Here is a 16,688-nt window from a genome sequence, read left to right as displayed (position 1 = left end):
GTCCCCCCGAAAGGCAAGGTGCTCGCCATGTCGGCCTTTTCCCCGCACAACGTCGATTTCGACGCGGTCTACCAAGGCAAACCCGTCGCCGAGGGCGCCGGGGTGGCATTCGGCCTCGCGCCATGGGACATCGGCGAGCCGCAGCCCGCGGTGGTCGAACTGGAGCGTGACGGCCGGTTCCACGGCGAGGTCCTGGACGTCGGCTGCGGCCTCGGCGAGAACGCGGCGTTCCTCGCGGCCCGCGGCCACCGGGTCACCGGCGTCGACGGCTCGGCGACCGGCCTGGAGGAGGCCGCCCGGCGAGCCCGCGCACGCGGCGTCGAGGTCGCGTTCGTGTGTTCCGACGCGACCTCGCTGGCCGAACTCGGTGACCGGCGGTTCGACTCCGCACTGGACAGCGCGCTCTACCACTGCCTCGACGACGACCAGCGGCAGCGCTACGCCGCGGCGCTGCACCGGGTCACCGTGCCGGGCGGGCGGCTCACCCTGATGTGTTTCGCCGACCTCGACGAAGGCGTGCGGTTCCCGATGGCCGTCAGCCAGGAGAACCTGCACGCCAACCTGGGCACGCACTGGGACATCGAGGAAATCCGGCGTGGGTCCTACACGACCTCACTGACCGTGGACGCGTTCGCGAGCCTCGGCACGCAGAGCATGACCGACCTCGGCTTCGGCATCGACCCGGAGCGGGCCCGGTGCGACGACCAGGGCCGGGTCCTCGGCCCCGTGTGGCAGGTACGCGCGACGCGGCGTGCCTGAAACGTCCCAGGATCAAGCGGGCGCTACGGCGCGGCGAACGCTGTCGCGCAGTAGCGCCCGGCGTCGTTCGTGGGTTTCGGCGGGTTCGCCGGCGGTGGCGGCGTAGACGTTGCTGACCGGCGACCACGCCATCGACATGGCGATGACCATGGCCATCAGATCGAACGGGTCACCGGCGCGGATGAGGCCCGCCGCCTGCGCCTCGGCGATGGACCGCAGTTTGCCCTCGTCGAGCCGGTCGGGGTCGTCGACGAGGTGCCCGGCGGGCTGCCGTTCCAGGCGGGCCCAGGTGGCGAGCCGGATGAGGTCGGGGCGGCGCAGGTACTCGTCGTAGAGGCGCACGGCCCAGTCCGCCAGGTCGGTGGCGTCGATGGGGACCACGTTGACGATCCGCTCCAGCGACCCGGCGAAGATCGCGTCGAACAGCCCTTCCTTGTTGCCGAAGTAGGCGTAGAGCTGGGCTTTGTTGGTCCGCGCCGCGGCGACGATCCGTTCGATGCGGGCTCCCGCGATGCCGTGTTCGGCGAACTCCCGGGTGGCGACGTCGAGGATGCGCTGCCGCGTGGCCTCACCGCGAGCGGTCAACTGCTGGTCGGACATGCCGTCAGCTTACAGACAGAACATTCGGTTTGCTTTACCGGCAACTCGCGGCTAGCGTGAAATAGACCGAACAGTCTGTTTGAGGAGTGTCATGAGAACCACCACCGGCTGGCTGGCCCACGGCTCGACGAGCACGTTGCACCAGGTGCCGATCCTGCGGCGGAGCCTCCGCCGCGACGACATCGCGGTGCGCGTGGACTACTGCGGCGTCTGCCACAGCGACCTGCACGCCCTGCGCGCACCCCGCGACGCCGACGCGCCGGCGCTCATGCCGGGCCACGAATTCACCGGCGTGGTAACCGAAACCGGCCCGGACGTCACCCGCTTCCGCGTCGGCGACTCCGTCGCCGTGGGCAACATCGTCGACTCGTGCGGCGTGTGTGCCGCGTGCACGGCGGGCCAGGAGAACTTCTGCCGCGACTTCCCGACCCTGACCTACGGCGGCACCGACCGCCACGACGGCTCCACGACGCTGGGCGCCTACTCCCGCGAATACGTCCTCCGCGACGAGTTCGCCTATCCCCTGCCCGCCGGACTCGACCCGGCCGCGGCGGCACCCCTGATGTGCGCCGGGATCACCGTGTGGGAACCGCTACGAGCCCTCGATGTGGGGCCGGGAACTCGCGTCGCGGTGAGCGGCCTGGGCGGGCTCGGGCACCTCGCGGTCAAGTTCGCCGCGGCCCTTGGCGCCGAGGTCGCGGTCGTCAGCCGGTCGGCCGACCGCGCGGCCGAAGCGGTCCGGCTCGGTGCGCACGAAGTCATCGTTTCCACCGAACCCAGCCAGATGGCGGCGGCGCGTGACCGGTTCGACGTCCTGATCGACACCATTCCGGTCCCTCACGACCTCAGCCCGTACCTCGGGCTGGTCGCCATGGACGGCACGCTCAGCCACCTCGGGCACCTCGGCCCCATCACCGTCGAGACGACCGATTTGCTCGTAGGGCGCAAGAAACTCAGCTCCGCGGGCAGCGGCGGCCGCCCCGCCACCGCCGCCATGCTCGAGTTCTGCGCCGCCCACGGGATCACCGCCGACATCGAACTCCTGCCGTCGGCCCAAGTGGCGGACGCGCTCGACCGCCTCGATCGCAACGACGTCCGCTACCGCTTCGTCCTCGACCTGTCCGACCTCTCCTGAACACGGGGTTTCAGAGCGAACTCCGGACCAGCCGCGTCGGGTGCTCGCCGGGGCCGTGCTCGGGTTCGGCGTCCGGGACGATCGGCGTGGGGCTCAGGTCCGAGGCGTCCTCACCGGGTTCGAGCAGGGTGTGCGCCGGGCCCACGATGCGCGGGTCGGGGACGCCGACGACGTCGTCATCCCGGTCGCTGTACGGAGTCCTGGCCAGCACGCTGCGCATGGCCTCGATCCGCGCGCGCTTCTTGTCGTTGGCCTTGACCACCGTCCAAGGCGCGCTCTCGGTGTCGGTGGCCCGGATCATGGTCACCTTCGCCTGGGTGTAGGCGTCCCAGCGGTCCAGGGACTCGATGTCGTTGGCGCTCAGTTTCCACTGCCGCACCGGATCGACCTGGCGGATGAGGAACCGCGTCCGTTGCTCCGAACGGGAAACCGAGAACCAGAGCTTGATCAGCAGCACGCCGTCGTCCACCAGCAGCCGCTCGAAAACCGGCGCCTGGTTGAGAAAGAGCTGGTACTGCTCCGGGGTGCAGTAGTCCATCACTCGCTCGACGCCCGCCCGGTTGTACCAGGAGCGGTCGAACAACACGATCTCACCGGCGGTGGGGAGGTGCTTCGCGTACCGCTGGAAGTACCACTCCCCCTGTTCGCGCTCGGACGGCTTGTCCAGCGCCACCACCCGCGCGCCACGGGGGTTGAGGTGCTCGGTGAACCGCTTGATGGTGCCGCCCTTGCCCGCCGCGTCCCGCCCCTCGAACAGGATCACCACGCGCTGCCCGGTTTCCTTGACCCAGTACTGCATCTTCAGCAGTTCGAGCTGCAGCGGGCGCTTGACCGCCTCGTACTCTTCGCGGGACATCAGGTGGTCCAGCGGGTAGTTCTCCCGCCAGGTGTCGATGGCGCGGCCGTCGGCACGGCGGAGGACCGGCTGATCTTCCTCCGTGCAATCCACGTGGAGTTCTTCCTGCAACTCGGGGAACACCGACGCCACATCCACCTCATCAGCCACCATGACAAGGACATACCCGACATACCGACCAGTAAAACCCTGGCAGTCAACGGCTTTTCGTGCCGGTCACCACGTGACTCGGGAACCACGGGCCGCCCCACCACACGCGCCAGCCGAGGTTGCGGCGTTCCGCCGTCACGATATCCAGCTCTCGCAACCAGGCGAGGTACTCGCGGGTGTGCCCGAGGTCGGCGATGACGAGGCGGCCCCCGGGGCGCAGGACGCGCACCGCTTCCTCGATCGCCGCCCGGCGACCGGCGGCGGCCGGGATGTGGTGGATCGCGAAACTGCTGACGACGACGTCGAAACTGCTGTCCGCGAACGGCAAGCCGGTCATGTCGCCGGTGTGCAACGTGACCCGCGCGGCGACGCACTCAAGTTCGGCGTTGCGGCGCGTGGCTTCCGGCGAGTTGCCCGTCTGGTCGGGCCGCCACTTGTCGACGCCGGTCGCGTGTCCCTCGGGCAGCAGTTCCGCCGCGGCGAGCAGGACCGCGCCACGGCCGCACCCCAGGTCGAGCAGTCGCTCGTCCCCGCGAAGCTCGAGGCCGGCGAGGATGCGCGCCCACACCTGGAACTTGCCCACGCGGGTGGTGAAGGCGAACGAGGCGGCCGTGAAGGCGAGCAGGAGGACGATCAAGCCGCCCCCGAGGGCAGCGCCGTCCCGTCCGGTGATGACGTCGAACACGACGAACCCCAGCAGGACGGCGAACATCGTGACGATGAGCACCGCCTGGACCTTGGCCGGTACCAACCGGAAATCGCCGTCGAAACCGTAGTCCCCACGACGCCGGCGCGGTTCGGCCTTGCCCATCAACGACCTCCGTGCCCGAGTCGAGTACCCGGACATCGTCCGCCAGGCACGCCCCTTTGTGAAGGTGTTTCGCGTATCCGCCGGACCGGTGCCGCGTTCAGCCCAGCCTGAAAGGGATTACCAGCGCGCCGCCGACAGGTGAAGCTGCTGTGTGGAGAACCGGATCGGACTAGGGGTGGGAAAAGCATGAAGAAATCACTGGCACTCGGCGCGGTCGCCGGAGCGCTGCTGACCACGGCGATGACCGGCGCGGGAACGGCGGGCGCGGCACCGCTGCCCCGCACGTGCGCCTGGGAGACGTCCTGCCACCTGGGCATCGGCGCACCGGGCGGCTGGGTCAACATCAGCGTCGACGCCATCGCCGGGATCGACGAGACCTTCGGCTGGACGCTGTCCCCCTCCGTGGGCTGCTCGGGCTACGCGACGGTCAACGCGCCGCCGTCGAACCTGGGCTGCAACCTGAGCGACGGCCGGTCGTACTCGATCATCGCGTGGAGCCCCAACAACCACTACCACGCCTGGGATCTCAGCTGGAACTACTGAGCCGGTAGCCGGGGCGGCGGCTTCAGGTGTGGAGCGGGCTGCCGAACCGCTTCCCGGCCCCCGCCAATGCTATGAGTGGGGCATTACTTGCATTCAACGCTATGAGTGGGGCATTACTTGCATTCCCCGAACAGCGCGCAGCTCCCGGTGAGGTGGCGGTGGGCGGGCGCGAGCAATGCCCCATTCAGCGCGACCAGGCGAGGCCGGTGGCTTCGGCGGTGACCGGGCCGGAGTCGGTCCCGGCCGCCGCTCCACACCGCCGACCGCGCTAGGGCTTGCGGCCGAGGCCGCCGATGAGGAGTCGCTGGACGTCGAGCAGTTCGCCGGCGCCCGGGGCGTCCGGCCACCAGTCCGGCAGGACGGTCAAGCCGGGCTGAACGAACTCCAGGCCGTCGAACATCGCCGCGATCTCCGACCGGGTGCGGAAACAACCCGAGCCCATCGGGCCGCTGACCATGATCTCCTGCAGCCGTCCGGCCAGTGCGGACAACGGGCCGCCGTCTTCGGGGTCGAAGAAGTGGGTGATCGCGACGTAGCTGCCCGAGGGCAACTGGTCGATGTAGCGCTGCATGATCTCCACCGGCCCGAGGTCGTCGTGCACGTGGTGCAACGTGGAGACCTGCATCAGCCCGGCGGGCTCGCCGCGGTCGAAACCCGCCTCCGCGGCGGCCGCGAAGACCTCGTCCGGCTTGGTCAGATCGGCTTCGAGGAAGTAGGTCCGGTCACTGCCTTCGAGCAGTGCGCGCCCGTGCACGGCGACCAGCGGATCGTTGTCGACGTAGTAGACGTGCACGTCGCTGCTGACCCGTGATGCGGCCTCGTGGGTGTTCTCCGCGCCGGGCAGTCCGGCACCACAGTCGATGATCTGCCCGAGCTCGATCGTGCCCGCCAGGAACCGGGTCACCCGGATCAGCCACTGCCGGTTGTCCCTGGCGATGGTCTCCAGTTCCGGTGCGGTGGCCAGCAGCGCGCGCTTGACCTCGCGGTCGATCTCGTAGTTGTCCTTGCCGTTGAGCATCGCGTCGTACACCCTGGCGATCGAGGCCCTGGTGGGATCGACACCCACCGGCACCCGCCCGGCCGCCTTCGGGGAGGTCTCCGCCATGACGATCAGTCCTTCCGCCGACGCTCGCTCGCGCCAACGTAGCAGTCCCCCGAGGTAGCGAGGCTCGCGGACAGCGGCGCCCGATCGTCCACAGTGGACACGCGTGGCCGGCGGGACGGCGCGCGGCCGGCTCGTCAGGCGCGCCGGGGAAGTCCACCGGCCGGTGCCGACGACCGCCCGACCAGGTGACATCCGCGCGTGACTCCACCGCCGGTCCAGGTGTGCGGACCTAGGGTCGGAGCCGTGATGCAGAGCAGGAGCGAGGCCGGGCCTCAGGAAGACCGGGTGCCGGACGGGGCACACCCGCGTGGCGAGCGGCTGGCGTTGCTGATCGACCTCGAGAACCTCGTACTGGGCGCCACTGCGACGCTGCAGGACCTGGACGAGCCGATTCCGGCGAAGGCGCTGACGTGGTTGTGCCAGGCATACGGCCCGACCACGATCCGCCGCGCCTACGCCGACTGGGCCGACCCGCGCTTCGCCCGCTACCAGCCGGACCTGGAGCGCAACGGCGTCGCGCTGGTGCAACGCGGGCCCGGCCCGGACCGCCGGGACGGGGCGGACATCCGGATGACCGTGGACGCGCTGGAAACGCTCGTCGTGCACCCGTCGGTGGACGCGTTCGTCCTGGCCGGCGGGGACAGCGACCTCTCGCCCCTCGTCTCGAAGCTGCGGGAGTCCGGCAAGCACGTGATCGGCGTCGGCGCCGAGACCTCGGGCAACGCCCGGCTGGTGTCGGCGTGCTCGGAGTACCAGCCGTGGGGGTCGATCGTGGGGTCCTCGCAGGCGGAGTGAATCCCTTCCCTGTTCGGCCTCGATCGCGTACATTGATCACCGCTATGCATACGTAGTCAAGCGCGGGAGTGGATCAATGGCGGTTTCCAGGCGGTCTTTCGTGCTCGGCACCGGCGCGGCGCTCGCGGGCGCGGCACTGGCGCCGTACGCACCGGCGATGGCGGCGCCCGGCTCGCCGTCCTGGCTCGCCGACGCCGTCCTCTACCAGGTCTACCCGCAGAGCTTCCAGGACACCGACGGCGACGGCATCGGTGACCTGGCCGGCATCATCGACCGGCTCGACCACCTGCGGTGGCTCGGCGTGGACACGCTCTGGGTGAACCCGGTCTTCCCTTCCCCTTTCACCGACGGCGGCTACGACATCGCCGACTACGTGCGCGTCCACCCGCGCTACGGCGACGAAGAGGACGTCTCGCGCCTGGTCGACGCCGCGCGGCGCCGGGGCATCCGCGTGCTGTTCGACCTCGTCGCCGGCCACTCGTCCGACCAGCACCCGTGGTTCCTCCACTCGCTGCAGGACTTCACCGACGACCGCTACATTTGGGCGACACCGGACCAGCTGCCCGCCGACGGCACGTTGCCCGAGCAGTTCGTCGCCTCACCAGGGCCGCGCCCCGGCGCCTTCCGGATGAACTACTACGCCACGCAGCCCGCCCTCAACTACGGCTACGCGCGCATGCACCCCGACGAGCCGTGGCGCGGTCCGGTCGACGCCGAAGGACCGCGCGCCAACCGCGCCGCCATGCGGTCGGTCATGGACCACTGGCTCCGGCTGGGCGTTTCCGGCTTCCGCTGTGACATGGCGGCGACGCTGGTCAAGGACGACCCGGGCTGGGTCGAGACCGGCAAGTTGTGGGGCGAACTGCGCTCGTGGGTGGGCCGCCGCCACCCCGGCGCCGTGCTCATCTCCGAATGGGGCGACCCCGCAACCTCGGTGCCCGCGGGCTTCGACGGCGACTTCTACCTCCCCGTCAACGGTCCCGGCGACGGTGCGCCGTGGCGGTCGCTGTGGCGGGACAACCCGTACTTCGACGCGTCCGGCGGCGGTACCGCGAAGACGTTCGTGGACGCGTGGGCCGACGCCACGAAGGCCATCGGCGGCGACGGGCACACGATCATGCCGATCGCCAACCACGACAGCGCGACCCGGCTCAACAACGGCGTCCGCACCCCGGAGCAGTTCCCCGCCGCGTGGACGTTCCTGCTCACCTGGCCGACCGTCCCGACGATCTACTACGGGGAGGAGATCGGCATGCGCGCGGTCGACGGCCTGCCCGACGTCGAGGGCAGCGCCGGGCGCCAGGACAACCGCACGCCGATGCAGTGGAACTCCCTGCCGAACGCGGGTTTCTCCACCGCGGCCGCCGACCAGCTCTACGTCCCGATCGACCCCGACCCGAACCGCCCGACCGTCGAAGCGCAACTCCGCGATCCGGGCTCACTGCTGCATTTCGTCCGGCGGCTCCTCGCGTTGCGCAAGCGGCACCCCGAGTTGGGCACGCGAAGCGGGGTCCGGGTCTTCCACGACGGCTACCCGCTGACCTACCTGCGTGGCGATCGTTTCCTCGTCACCGTCAACCCACGCCGCGATCCGGCGACGGTCGCCGTGCCCGACGGCAGGCTGCGCCACGCACGCGAGGTCGAGGGCAACGGCGTCCGCGTCGAGGGCGAAACGCTCACCGTGGATGGCTTCGGTTACGCCATCCTGGACCTGGCGCGCCGGTAGCGACCCCCGGTTTCGGCGGGCCGTGGAGCGGGCAATCGTCACGCATGCGCGTGATCATCCAGCCCTCCTACGGCACCAAACACGCGCGACGGCACTGGGCGGACACACTGGACCAGCCGGTGCCGTTCCTGCACCCGAGGTACGCGGAAGCGCTGAGCCCGGCGGAACGCGCCGAACTGCTCGCCGGGCATCCGGACGGCACAGCCCGCTTCTGGGGTGCGACCCCGCAGCACGACAAGAAGATGGACACGCTCGAAGCCGGGGACGTCGTGCTCCTCACCGGGCAGAAACACGTGCGTGCCCTCGGAACGGTCCGCTGCCGCCTGCGCAACGACGAACTGGCGCGCCGCCTGTGGACCCCGGACCCGGCCCGCTGCCTGTGGCGCAACGTCTACACCTTCGGCGCCTACACCCCGGCCGCGATCCCCTACGAAGAGGTCTGGTCCCTCCCGGGCTTCACCAACGGCGACAACTTCATGGGCCTGCGTTTCCTGAACGCCGAGAAAAGCAAAACCGTGTTCACCGGGCTGGGCATCGCCGAACTCCTCGAAAGCCAGGCGACTCCACGCCGAGGGTGACGGCCGGAACGAGCAACCGGCCAGAGCCGTTCGGATCTTGACACGAACCCGCGCCCCGGCTTTTGCAGGTATTCGGCGTTCTTTTGTTGACCTTGAGCGAAAGCACTGGCTAGCTTGAGGCCACGGGGTGTCGCGCAGCGGAGCGCGAGCCGCGTCCCCATCGAGGAGGAACGCCCATGCGGCTGTTCGTCGCTCTGCTCGCCGTCGCGCTGGCCGTCGGGGTCCCGGCACCGGCCAGTGCCCAGCCCGGCATCCCGCCCCAGGAACCGGGGGTGACCATGCGCGTGTTCGACGTGCAGGTGCCCCTCGAGGACTACTGCACCCTCAAACCCAGTCAGACGCCGAACATCGACAAGCTGATGCCGACGATCGACTGGACCACCACCGAGCACTTCGGCATCGCCGACCGGTTCGTCACCGAGGTCATCGCCAACCTCGACGTCACCACCGCCGGCCGCCACGACTTCCGGCTCACCAGCGACGACGGCGCCCGGCTGCACATCGGCGGCACCCAGGTCATCGACCACGGCGGCCGCCACGGGGCCACGCCGAAGGACGGCTCGATCGAGCTGACCACGGGCTACCAGCCGCTGCACCTCGAGCACTTCGACGCCGACTTCGACCAGCGGCTCAAGCTGGAGTGGAAGCCGCCCGGCGCGAGCGCGTTCACCCTCGTACCCACCTCGGTGCTGAGCACCGACGCCGGCGTCACGCGGGTCACCTCTCCCGGGCGCAAGGAGTGCGAGGGCGTCACCGAATCTCCCGGCGACGGGCTGCCGCTCACCGGCGTCCACCCCGACTACACGGTGTCCAACCTGCGCCCCGAGGGCTTCGAGCCCCAGGTCACCGGCATGGACTGGCTGCCGGACAACCGGCTCGCCATCTCCACCTGGGGTGGCTCGCGGGAGTCCGTCCGCGGCGAGGTGTACCTGCTCGACGGCGTCACCGGCACCACCGACCCGTCGAAGGTCAAGCCCAAGAAGATCGCCGATGGCCTGCAGGAGCCGATGGGCATCAAGTACGTCGACGGCACGCTGTACGTGTCCCAGAAGACCGGCCTGACCGCGCTCGTCGACACCGACGGCGACGAGGTCACCGACGAGTACCGCACGATCGCGACCTGGCCCTTCGGCGGCAACTACCACGAGTTCGCCTTCGGGCTGCTCTACCGGAACGGCTACTTCTACGTCTCCACGGGCATCGCCATGGTGCCCGGCGGCGCGAGCCTCGACCCGCAGCCCGCCGCCAACCGCGGTTCCACCCTCAAGATCGACAAGGCCACCGGCAAGGTGTCCTATGTGGCCGGTGGGCTGCGCACGCCGAACGGCCTCGGCTGGGGCCCGGAAGGCGACATCTTCGTCACCGACAACCAGGGCGCCTACCTGCCGACCTCGAAGCTGGTGCACATCAAGCAGGGCCGCTTCTTCAACCACCACACCAATCCCGACGGCCCGTACGACGACCAGCCGGTGACCCAGCCGGTGCTCTGGCTGCCCCACGGGGAGATCTCGAACTCGCCGAGCAACCCGCTGGTGCTGCCCGACGGGGTGTTCGCCGGGCAGATGGTCTTCGGCGACGTGACCTACGGCGGTCTCCAGCGCGCCTACCTGGAGAAGGTCGGCGGCGAGTACCAGGGCGCGGTGTTCCGGATGACGCAGGGACTGGAGTCCGGGGTCAGCCGGATCAGCCTGGGCCCCGACGGCGCCATCTACACCGGCGGCATCGGCTCGGAGGGCAACTGGGGTCAGGCGGGCAAGCTCAAGTACGGCCTGCAGAAGCTGTCGCTCACCGGTGACGACGCGTTCGACATGCTCGCCATGCGGGCGGTCGACGGTGGTTTCGAGATCGAGTACACCCAGCCGTTGTCCGAGGGCACCGCGCAGGACCTGGCCTCGAAGTACCGGGCGGAGCAGTGGCGCTATGTCGCGTCACCGCAGTACGGCGGTCCCAAGGTGGACGAGGAGACGCTCGGCGTGACCTCGGCGGCGCTGTCCGCGGATCGCCGGACCGTGACGCTGAAGGTGGACGGGCTGAAGCCCGGACGCGTGGTGCACGTCCACTCCCCGCGCCCGTTCGCCGCGGCGTCCGGCACGGAACTGTGGAGCACCGAAGCCTGGTACACCCTGAACACGCTGCCCGACGGCACGACGGCGCCGCCGGAGTACGAAGCGGAATCGGCCGCGCTCGCGGGCGGCACCGGGTTCAACACCAACCACAGCGGCTATTCGGGCTCCGGGTTCGTCGACCGCAACTGGGAACCGGGCACCAGCACCACGTTCGCGGTGAACGTGGCGCGGGGCGGACGGCACGACCTCGCCCTGCGGTACGCGAACGGGCTCAACCCGAGCCCGAACCCGGTGACCAAGTCGATGAGCCTGTACGTCAACGGCCGCAAGCAGAAACAGGTCTGGCTCGCCAGCACGGGCGCCTGGAACCAGTGGGCGACCCACGTCGAGTCGGCGCTGTTGCGGACCGGGGCGAACACGATCGCCTTCGTCTACGAAGCCACGGACAGCGGGCACGTGAACCTCGACAAGCTCACCGTCACCCCGGCGCAGCGGACCACCCTGTTCGACGGCACGAACCTGGACGCCTGGGAAGCCACCGCGGGCGGCCCGGCGAAGTGGCCGGTGGCGAACGGCTCGATGGAGTCGCTCGGCGGGGACATCCGCACGAAGGAGAAGTACGGCGACTTCCGGATGCACGCCGAGTGGTACCAGCCGCAGTACCCGCCGGAGCAGACCGGGCAGGCCCGCGGCAACAGCGGCGTGTACATCCAGGAACGCTACGAAATCCAGGTGCTGGAGTCGTTCGGGGTGAACCCGCCGAAGAACAACGACGCCGGCGCGATCTACACGAAGAAGGCACCGGACGTGAACGCCGCGACGGCGCCGGGCACCTGGCAGAGCTACGACATCATCTTCCGGGCGGCCCGCTTCGACAGCACCGGCAAGAAGGTGGCCGACGCCCGCGTGAGCCTGTGGTGGAACGGGAAACTGGTGCACGACGACGTGGCGATCAACGGCAGCACCGGCGCGGGCAAGCCGGAAGACCCGTCGCCGGGCCACATCCGGCTGCAGGACCACGGCGATCCCGGTGACAACCCGAGGTTCCGCAACGTCTGGATCGAACGGATCTAGGCCCGGGTGGGGGCGGGCGGACCACGCCCGCCCCCACCCGGAGCGCGTCTACCCCAGGTCGAGGGCCGCCCGGACGAGCGAGTCGGTGTCGAGACCGTGGTGGCGGTAGACGTCCTCCAGGGAGCCGGACTGGCCGAACCGCGTGACGCCGAGCGCGGTGGTGGCGACGCGGTTGATCGTGGCCAGGAACGACAGCGTGTGCGGGTGTCCGTCCAAAGCGGTCACCAGCGGGGTCGCGCGGTCGGCGGGGAAGACCTGGTCCAGGATCCAGGTGTCCGCCGCTTCGTGGCCCTGCCGGGCGCGGACGGCCCGGTAGAGCAGGTCGGGACTGGTCACGCACACCACGTCGGCGGCCACCCCGACCTGGTCGAGCCGGGCGGCCGCGGCCAGCGCCTCGGGCACGATCGCACCCATGGCCGCGATGGTGACCTGCGGCTTTTCCGTGCGGCGCAGGGTGTACGCCCCGGCGACGACCTGCCTGCGGCGCCGTTCACGGGCGGCGGGATCGGCGGGCACCGACGCCAGGCTCTGGTCGACCGGCCGGGTGGACAGGCGCAGGTAGGCCGAGGTGCCGTCCGGGCGCCCCAGCTGGGCGAGGCAGGCCAGCAGCGCCCACTCCGTGTCGATCGCGAACGCGGTCTCGTAGCTCACGCAGCCGGGTTGCTCCAGCCCGATCGACGGGGTCTTGATCGACTGGTGCGCGCCGCCTTCCGGGGCCAGCGACACGCCCGACGGCGTGCCGACCAGGATCGACTGCCCACCGGCGTAGATGCCGTAGGACCACGGCTCCAGCGCCCGCTCGACGAACGGGTCGTACAGCACGCCGATGGGCAGCAGGGGTTCGCCCCAGCGGCTCCAGGTCGTGCCCAGTTCCCCGAGCAGGCTGACCAGGTTGACCTCGGCGATGCCCAGTTCGATGTGCTGCCCGGTCGGCTTCTCGCGCCAGTGCAGGATGGTCTCGGCGTCGTCGGCGAACCAGTCGGTGCGCTCGGCCGACGACCAGACACCGACCTTGTTGACCCAGCCGCCGAGGTTGGTCGTGGAGCTGACGTCGGGGCTCACGGTCACCACACGCCGGGACGCTTCGGGAGCCGCGCGGCTGAGGTCGAGCAGCACCCGGCCCAGCGCCGCCTGGGTGGTCGCCGTGCCGGACGGCGTCCGGCCGAAGTCGACCGGTACCTCGGGCGGCGCGTGCTGCTCCACCCGCGGCCTGGCCAGCCGCGCGGCGGTCTCGGCGCACAGCCGCTGCTCGGCGCTTTCCGGCGGGAACACCGCCCACGGGTCGTCCAGGTCCGCGCCCAGCCGGTCGGCGAGTTCGCGCATCTGCGGCTCGGACAGCAGTGCCGAGTGGTTCTGCGGGTGCCCCTTGGTGGCCAGGCCGTAACCCTTGACGGTGTAGGCGAAGATCACCGTCGGCCGGGTGTCCTCGATGGACTCGAAGGCCTCGTCGAGCGCCACCTGGTCGTGCCCGCCGAGGTTGGCCACGGCCGCCAGCAGCGCCGAATCGTCCACTTCGGACAGCAGGGCGGTGATCCGCCCGGCGTCCGGTCCGGCACCGGGCAGGCGGCGGCGGACTTCGGCGGCGTCGCAGCGCAGGAGCCGCTGGTACTCCGGGTTGGACATGGTGTCGATCCGGTGCCGGAGTTCCTCGCCTCCTGGCCGGGCGAACAGCTCCTGGATCAGGCGCCCGTACTTCACCGTGACGACCTGCCAGCCCGCCGCGGCGAACATGTGCTGCAGCTTGGCGGCGGCGATGTTCGGCACCACGCGGTCCAGCGACTGGCGGTTGAGGTCGACCACCCAGACGATCTCGCCCAGCTCGGCGACGGCCGGGTCGAGCACCGCCTCCCACACCGCGCCCTCGTCCAGTTCGGCATCGCCCACCAGCGAGTACTGGCGCCCGGTCCCGGCGGTGCCGAACGCCGAATCGACGTACCGGCGCGAAACCGCGCCCCAGATCGGGGCCGTCGCGCCGATGCCGACCGAGCCCGTCGAGTAGTCGACCTGGTCGGGGTCCTTCGCCCGGCTGGGATAGCTCTGCAGGCCGCCGAACTCCCGCAGGCGGGGCAGGTAGGCGGCGTCGAGGTCGCCGAGGAGGTAGTTGATCGCGTGCAGCACCGGGGACGCGTGGGGCTTCACCGAGACCCGGTCCTCGGGGCGCAGGTGGCGGAACCACAGCGCGGTCATCACCGACACCATCGAGGCGGAGGACGCCTGGTGGCCGCCGACCTTGAGGCCCGAGGGGTTCGGCCGCACCCGGTTGGCGTGGTGGATGACGGCCGACGAGAGCCACAGCAGCCGCTCCTCGATCCGCTTCAGCGTCTCGACGTCGGCGGCGGGGCCGCGCTGGGCCGTTGTCATGGGTCCTCCTCGACCTGGGCAGCTGGCCGACAGCTCAGCAAGCCGGTGGGCGGCCGCGCAACGATCACGCCGGGGATTGGGCAGATTGCCCAGTCTCTTGGCGACTTCGGGCCGGTCGGGCGGACAACCTGCGCAGTCCCGCCGGTCAGGCGTCTTCGCTCAGCCGGCCGACGGCGTTCGCGGTGGTCTCGATCAGCCGCCGCATCGCCCGGGAGGCGGCGACCGGGCGGTGCGCCCGCACGGCGGCCAGGACGGCGTGGTGCAGCGGCAGCGTGGCCGCCACCCCGCCGGGGGCGTGCGAGCTCGCCGCCAGCCCCTGGCGAAGGCTCGTTTCAAGCAGTCTGCCCAGTTGCTCGATCAGCTGGTTCCCGCTGGCGCGCAACAGGATCAGGTGGAAACCCAGGTCGGCGTCGACGAAGCTCTGCTCGCGCTCGGGCAACTGCGGGGCGTACTCGGCCATGCCGTCGTAGGCGCGTTCCAGCGCGGTGATCTGCTCCGCCGTCGCCCGCTCGGCCGCCAGGTGCGCCGCGCCCGGCTCGACCATCAGGCGCAGTTCCAGCAGGTCGTCGAGGAAGTCCGGCGCGGCGACCTGGCCGTGCCAGTCGATCACCTCGCGGTCCATCAGGTTCCACTCGTTGCGCGGGCGCACCCGGGTGCCCAGCCGGGGGCGCGGGTCGACCATGCCCTTGGCGGCCAGTGCCTTGACCGCCTCCCGCACCCCGCCGCGGCTGACCTTCAGCTGGGCCGCGAGTTCGGCTTCGTTCGGCAGCCTGCTGCCGTAGGACAGCTCACCGGAGACGATGCGCCGCCCGATCCACTCCACGACCTGCCCGTGGATCGTCCGGTGCCTGCCGAGCGGACCGGCCGCTGAACTGCTGCTTTCCACCACCGGATCATCGGCGGGCGCCGGGGCGAAGTCAAACCGGCGCCCTTGACTCCCAGGGCGAATCATCCAATGATTCACCCATTGCCGCCAAGACGGATGCGGGGTCGAACAGTGAGGTTCGAGAAGTCCGACAGGCCGGGGAACGGCACCACGTCACGCCGATCGGCACTGAGCTACCTGGGCGCGGGCGGCGGCGTGCTCGCCGCGGGCGCGCTGCTCTCGGCGTGCACCGGCGTGCAGGAAGGCCAGGAGGGCGGCGGCGGTGCCGGCACCTTCCCGGACACCCCGGACTGGCGGTTCGTCTTCGTCAACCACGTCACGACGAACTCCTTCTTCGTCCCGACGCGCACCGGCCTCGCCGACGCCGCGGCCCTGCTCGGCCTGCCCGAACCACAGTGGACCGGTTCGGAGAACGGCAACGTGGCGCAGATGGCCAGCGCCATGGAGACCGCGCTGAACAGCAAGGTCGACGGGATCGCCATCTCGCTGACCGACAACAACGCCTTCGTCGAACTGACCAAGCGGGCACTGGCCGCGGGCATCCCGGTGATCGCCTACAACGCGAACGCGGCGGGCAACCACCCCCTCGCCTACGTCGGCCAGGACCTCTACCTCTCCGGCTTCAAAATGGGGCAGCGGATCGCCAGCAAGGTCACCTCCGGGGAGATCCTGGTCGGCATCTCCCAGCCGGGCGGCAACAACGTGCAGCCACGGCTCGACGGCATCATCGACGCGCTCAAGCAGGACGCGCCGGGCGTGACCGTCCGTTCCGTCAACACCGGCGCCGAGCAGGCGGGCGAGCTCAACGCGATGACCGCCGCCTTCACCGGGAACCCCGGCGCGAAGGGCATCTACGCCGTCGACGCGGGCAGCACCGCGGCCTGCGCGAGCGTGATCAAGGACCGCGGGCTGCAGGGCCGGATCAGCGGTGGCGGCTTCGACCTGCTCGACGACACCATCGAAGGCGTGGCCTCCGGCGCGCTGGACTTCACCATCGACCAGTCGCCGTACCTGCAGGGTTTCCTGTCGGTGCTCTACCTCTACCTGTACCGGCTGTCCGGCACGCTGGTCGCGCCGCCGGTCACCGACACCGGCCTGACCTTCGTGACCAAGGAGAACTCCGGGCCGTACGCGTCCGCCGGGAGCAAGTTCGAAGGCGGGCCGAACAACGCGCTGGTCCCCATGCCGCCCTCGATCCCGCTGCCGCCGCCGTCCACGCTGACCCGCTGATCCCGTCGAGGAG

The 16,688-nt window shown here is 70.4% G+C and carries 14 protein-coding genes; 8 read left to right on the top strand and 6 right to left on the bottom strand.

The annotated features are described in order from the left end of the window. Positions 1-27 precede the first annotated feature (27 nt). Positions 28-759 (top strand): class I SAM-dependent methyltransferase, encoded by a 732-nt coding sequence (locus tag JOM49_RS20795; RefSeq protein ID WP_209665930.1) that lies wholly within the window; start codon positions 28-30, stop codon positions 757-759. 12 nt (positions 760-771) lie between these two features. Here JOM49_RS20795 and JOM49_RS20790 read toward each other — a convergent pair whose 3' ends face one another. Then, positions 772-1,359: a TetR/AcrR family transcriptional regulator gene (locus tag JOM49_RS20790; protein WP_209665929.1), complete on the bottom strand. Its 588-nt coding sequence runs from the start codon at positions 1,357-1,359 to the stop codon at positions 772-774. 91 nt (positions 1,360-1,450) lie between these two features. Here JOM49_RS20790 and JOM49_RS20785 point away from each other — a divergent pair, with 91 nt between their 5' ends. Continuing rightward, a complete protein-coding gene (locus tag JOM49_RS20785; RefSeq protein WP_209665928.1) occupies positions 1,451-2,494 on the top strand; it encodes an NAD(P)-dependent alcohol dehydrogenase in 1,044 nt (347 codons plus the stop codon). Positions 2,495-2,504: 10 nt separating this feature from the next. Here JOM49_RS20785 and ppk2 read toward each other — a convergent pair whose 3' ends face one another. Both ppk2 and JOM49_RS20775 read right to left on the bottom strand, forming a co-directional pair. Next, entirely contained in the window at positions 2,505-3,500 is a 996-nt protein-coding gene (gene ppk2 / locus JOM49_RS20780; RefSeq protein ID WP_308158809.1) for a polyphosphate kinase 2, read from the bottom strand. Positions 3,501-3,546: 46 nt separating this feature from the next. Further along, positions 3,547-4,311, bottom strand: coding sequence for a class I SAM-dependent methyltransferase (locus JOM49_RS20775; RefSeq protein ID WP_245369396.1), 765 nt, complete (start codon positions 4,309-4,311; stop codon positions 3,547-3,549). Between the two features lie 186 nt (positions 4,312-4,497). Between JOM49_RS20775 and JOM49_RS20770 the strand changes: the two genes are divergently transcribed. Beyond that, positions 4,498-4,854 (top strand): hypothetical protein, encoded by a 357-nt coding sequence (locus JOM49_RS20770; protein WP_209665926.1) that lies wholly within the window; start codon positions 4,498-4,500, stop codon positions 4,852-4,854. 268 nt (positions 4,855-5,122) lie between these two features. Here the strand turns inward: JOM49_RS20770 and JOM49_RS20765 are convergent, their stop codons facing one another. Then, the gene (locus JOM49_RS20765; protein ID WP_209665925.1) at positions 5,123-5,959 is read right to left on the bottom strand and encodes an SAM-dependent methyltransferase; all 837 of its coding nucleotides are present in this window, start codon (positions 5,957-5,959) and stop codon (positions 5,123-5,125) included. 246 nt (positions 5,960-6,205) lie between these two features. Between JOM49_RS20765 and JOM49_RS20760 the strand changes: the two genes are divergently transcribed. From JOM49_RS20760 to JOM49_RS20745, 4 genes are all read left to right on the top strand, one after another. Then, entirely contained in the window at positions 6,206-6,754 is a 549-nt protein-coding gene (locus JOM49_RS20760; RefSeq protein WP_245370678.1) for an NYN domain-containing protein, read from the top strand. 76 nt (positions 6,755-6,830) lie between these two features. Continuing rightward, positions 6,831-8,480, top strand: a complete 1,650-nt coding sequence (locus tag JOM49_RS20755; RefSeq protein ID WP_209665923.1) for an alpha-amylase family glycosyl hydrolase — start codon at positions 6,831-6,833, stop codon at positions 8,478-8,480. 44 nt (positions 8,481-8,524) lie between these two features. Further along, the gene (locus tag JOM49_RS20750) at positions 8,525-9,058 is read left to right on the top strand and encodes a hypothetical protein (protein ID WP_209665922.1); all 534 of its coding nucleotides are present in this window, start codon (positions 8,525-8,527) and stop codon (positions 9,056-9,058) included. Between the two features lie 176 nt (positions 9,059-9,234). Next, positions 9,235-12,198, top strand: a complete 2,964-nt coding sequence (locus tag JOM49_RS20745; protein WP_209665921.1) for a 3-keto-alpha-glucoside-1,2-lyase-like domain-containing protein — start codon at positions 9,235-9,237, stop codon at positions 12,196-12,198. 48 nt (positions 12,199-12,246) lie between these two features. On the opposite strand, the gene JOM49_RS20740 is transcribed toward JOM49_RS20745, so the two are convergent. Together JOM49_RS20740 and JOM49_RS20735 are read right to left on the bottom strand one after the other, a co-directional pair. Then, the gene (locus tag JOM49_RS20740) at positions 12,247-14,559 is read right to left on the bottom strand and encodes a thiamine pyrophosphate-binding protein (RefSeq protein WP_209665920.1); all 2,313 of its coding nucleotides are present in this window, start codon (positions 14,557-14,559) and stop codon (positions 12,247-12,249) included. Between the two features lie 145 nt (positions 14,560-14,704). Then, entirely contained in the window at positions 14,705-15,445 is a 741-nt protein-coding gene (locus tag JOM49_RS20735) for a FadR/GntR family transcriptional regulator (RefSeq protein ID WP_282773878.1), read from the bottom strand. 111 nt (positions 15,446-15,556) lie between these two features. On the opposite strand from JOM49_RS20735, the gene JOM49_RS20730 reads away from it, so the two are divergent. Continuing rightward, positions 15,557-16,675 carry a sugar ABC transporter substrate-binding protein gene (locus tag JOM49_RS20730; RefSeq protein WP_308158808.1) on the top strand — a complete coding sequence of 373 codons (1,119 nt, stop codon included), beginning with the start codon at positions 15,557-15,559 and terminating at the stop codon, positions 16,673-16,675. Positions 16,676-16,688 lie beyond the last annotated feature (13 nt).

The organism is Amycolatopsis magusensis (assembly GCF_017875555.1).
In the GTDB taxonomy this organism is placed as follows: Bacteria; Actinomycetota; Actinomycetes; order Mycobacteriales; family Pseudonocardiaceae; genus Amycolatopsis; species Amycolatopsis magusensis.
This window is presented reverse-complemented; position numbering and strand designations above follow the sequence as displayed.

What these genes read in the sequence shown, in the direction of transcription:
- JOM49_RS20765 (WP_209665925.1), bottom strand. Translation starts at nt 5,959, where the DNA reads ATGGCGGAGACCTCCCCGAAGGCGGCCGGGCGGGTGCCGGTGGGTGTC.
- JOM49_RS20775 (WP_245369396.1), bottom strand. Translation starts at nt 4,311, where the DNA reads ATGGGCAAGGCCGAACCGCGCCGGCGTCGTGGGGACTACGGTTTCGAC.
- JOM49_RS20770 (WP_209665926.1), top strand. Translation starts at nt 4,498, where the DNA reads ATGAAGAAATCACTGGCACTCGGCGCGGTCGCCGGAGCGCTGCTGACC.
- JOM49_RS20740 (WP_209665920.1), bottom strand. Translation starts at nt 14,559, where the DNA reads ATGACAACGGCCCAGCGCGGCCCCGCCGCCGACGTCGAGACGCTGAAG.
- JOM49_RS20795 (WP_209665930.1), top strand. Translation starts at nt 28, where the DNA reads ATGTCGGCCTTTTCCCCGCACAACGTCGATTTCGACGCGGTCTACCAA.
- JOM49_RS20785 (WP_209665928.1), top strand. Translation starts at nt 1,451, where the DNA reads ATGAGAACCACCACCGGCTGGCTGGCCCACGGCTCGACGAGCACGTTG.
- JOM49_RS20750 (WP_209665922.1), top strand. Translation starts at nt 8,525, where the DNA reads ATGCGCGTGATCATCCAGCCCTCCTACGGCACCAAACACGCGCGACGG.
- JOM49_RS20755 (WP_209665923.1), top strand. Translation starts at nt 6,831, where the DNA reads ATGGCGGTTTCCAGGCGGTCTTTCGTGCTCGGCACCGGCGCGGCGCTC.
- JOM49_RS20790 (WP_209665929.1), bottom strand. Translation starts at nt 1,359, where the DNA reads ATGTCCGACCAGCAGTTGACCGCTCGCGGTGAGGCCACGCGGCAGCGC.
- JOM49_RS20760 (WP_245370678.1), top strand. Translation starts at nt 6,206, where the DNA reads ATGCAGAGCAGGAGCGAGGCCGGGCCTCAGGAAGACCGGGTGCCGGAC.
- JOM49_RS20745 (WP_209665921.1), top strand. Translation starts at nt 9,235, where the DNA reads ATGCGGCTGTTCGTCGCTCTGCTCGCCGTCGCGCTGGCCGTCGGGGTC.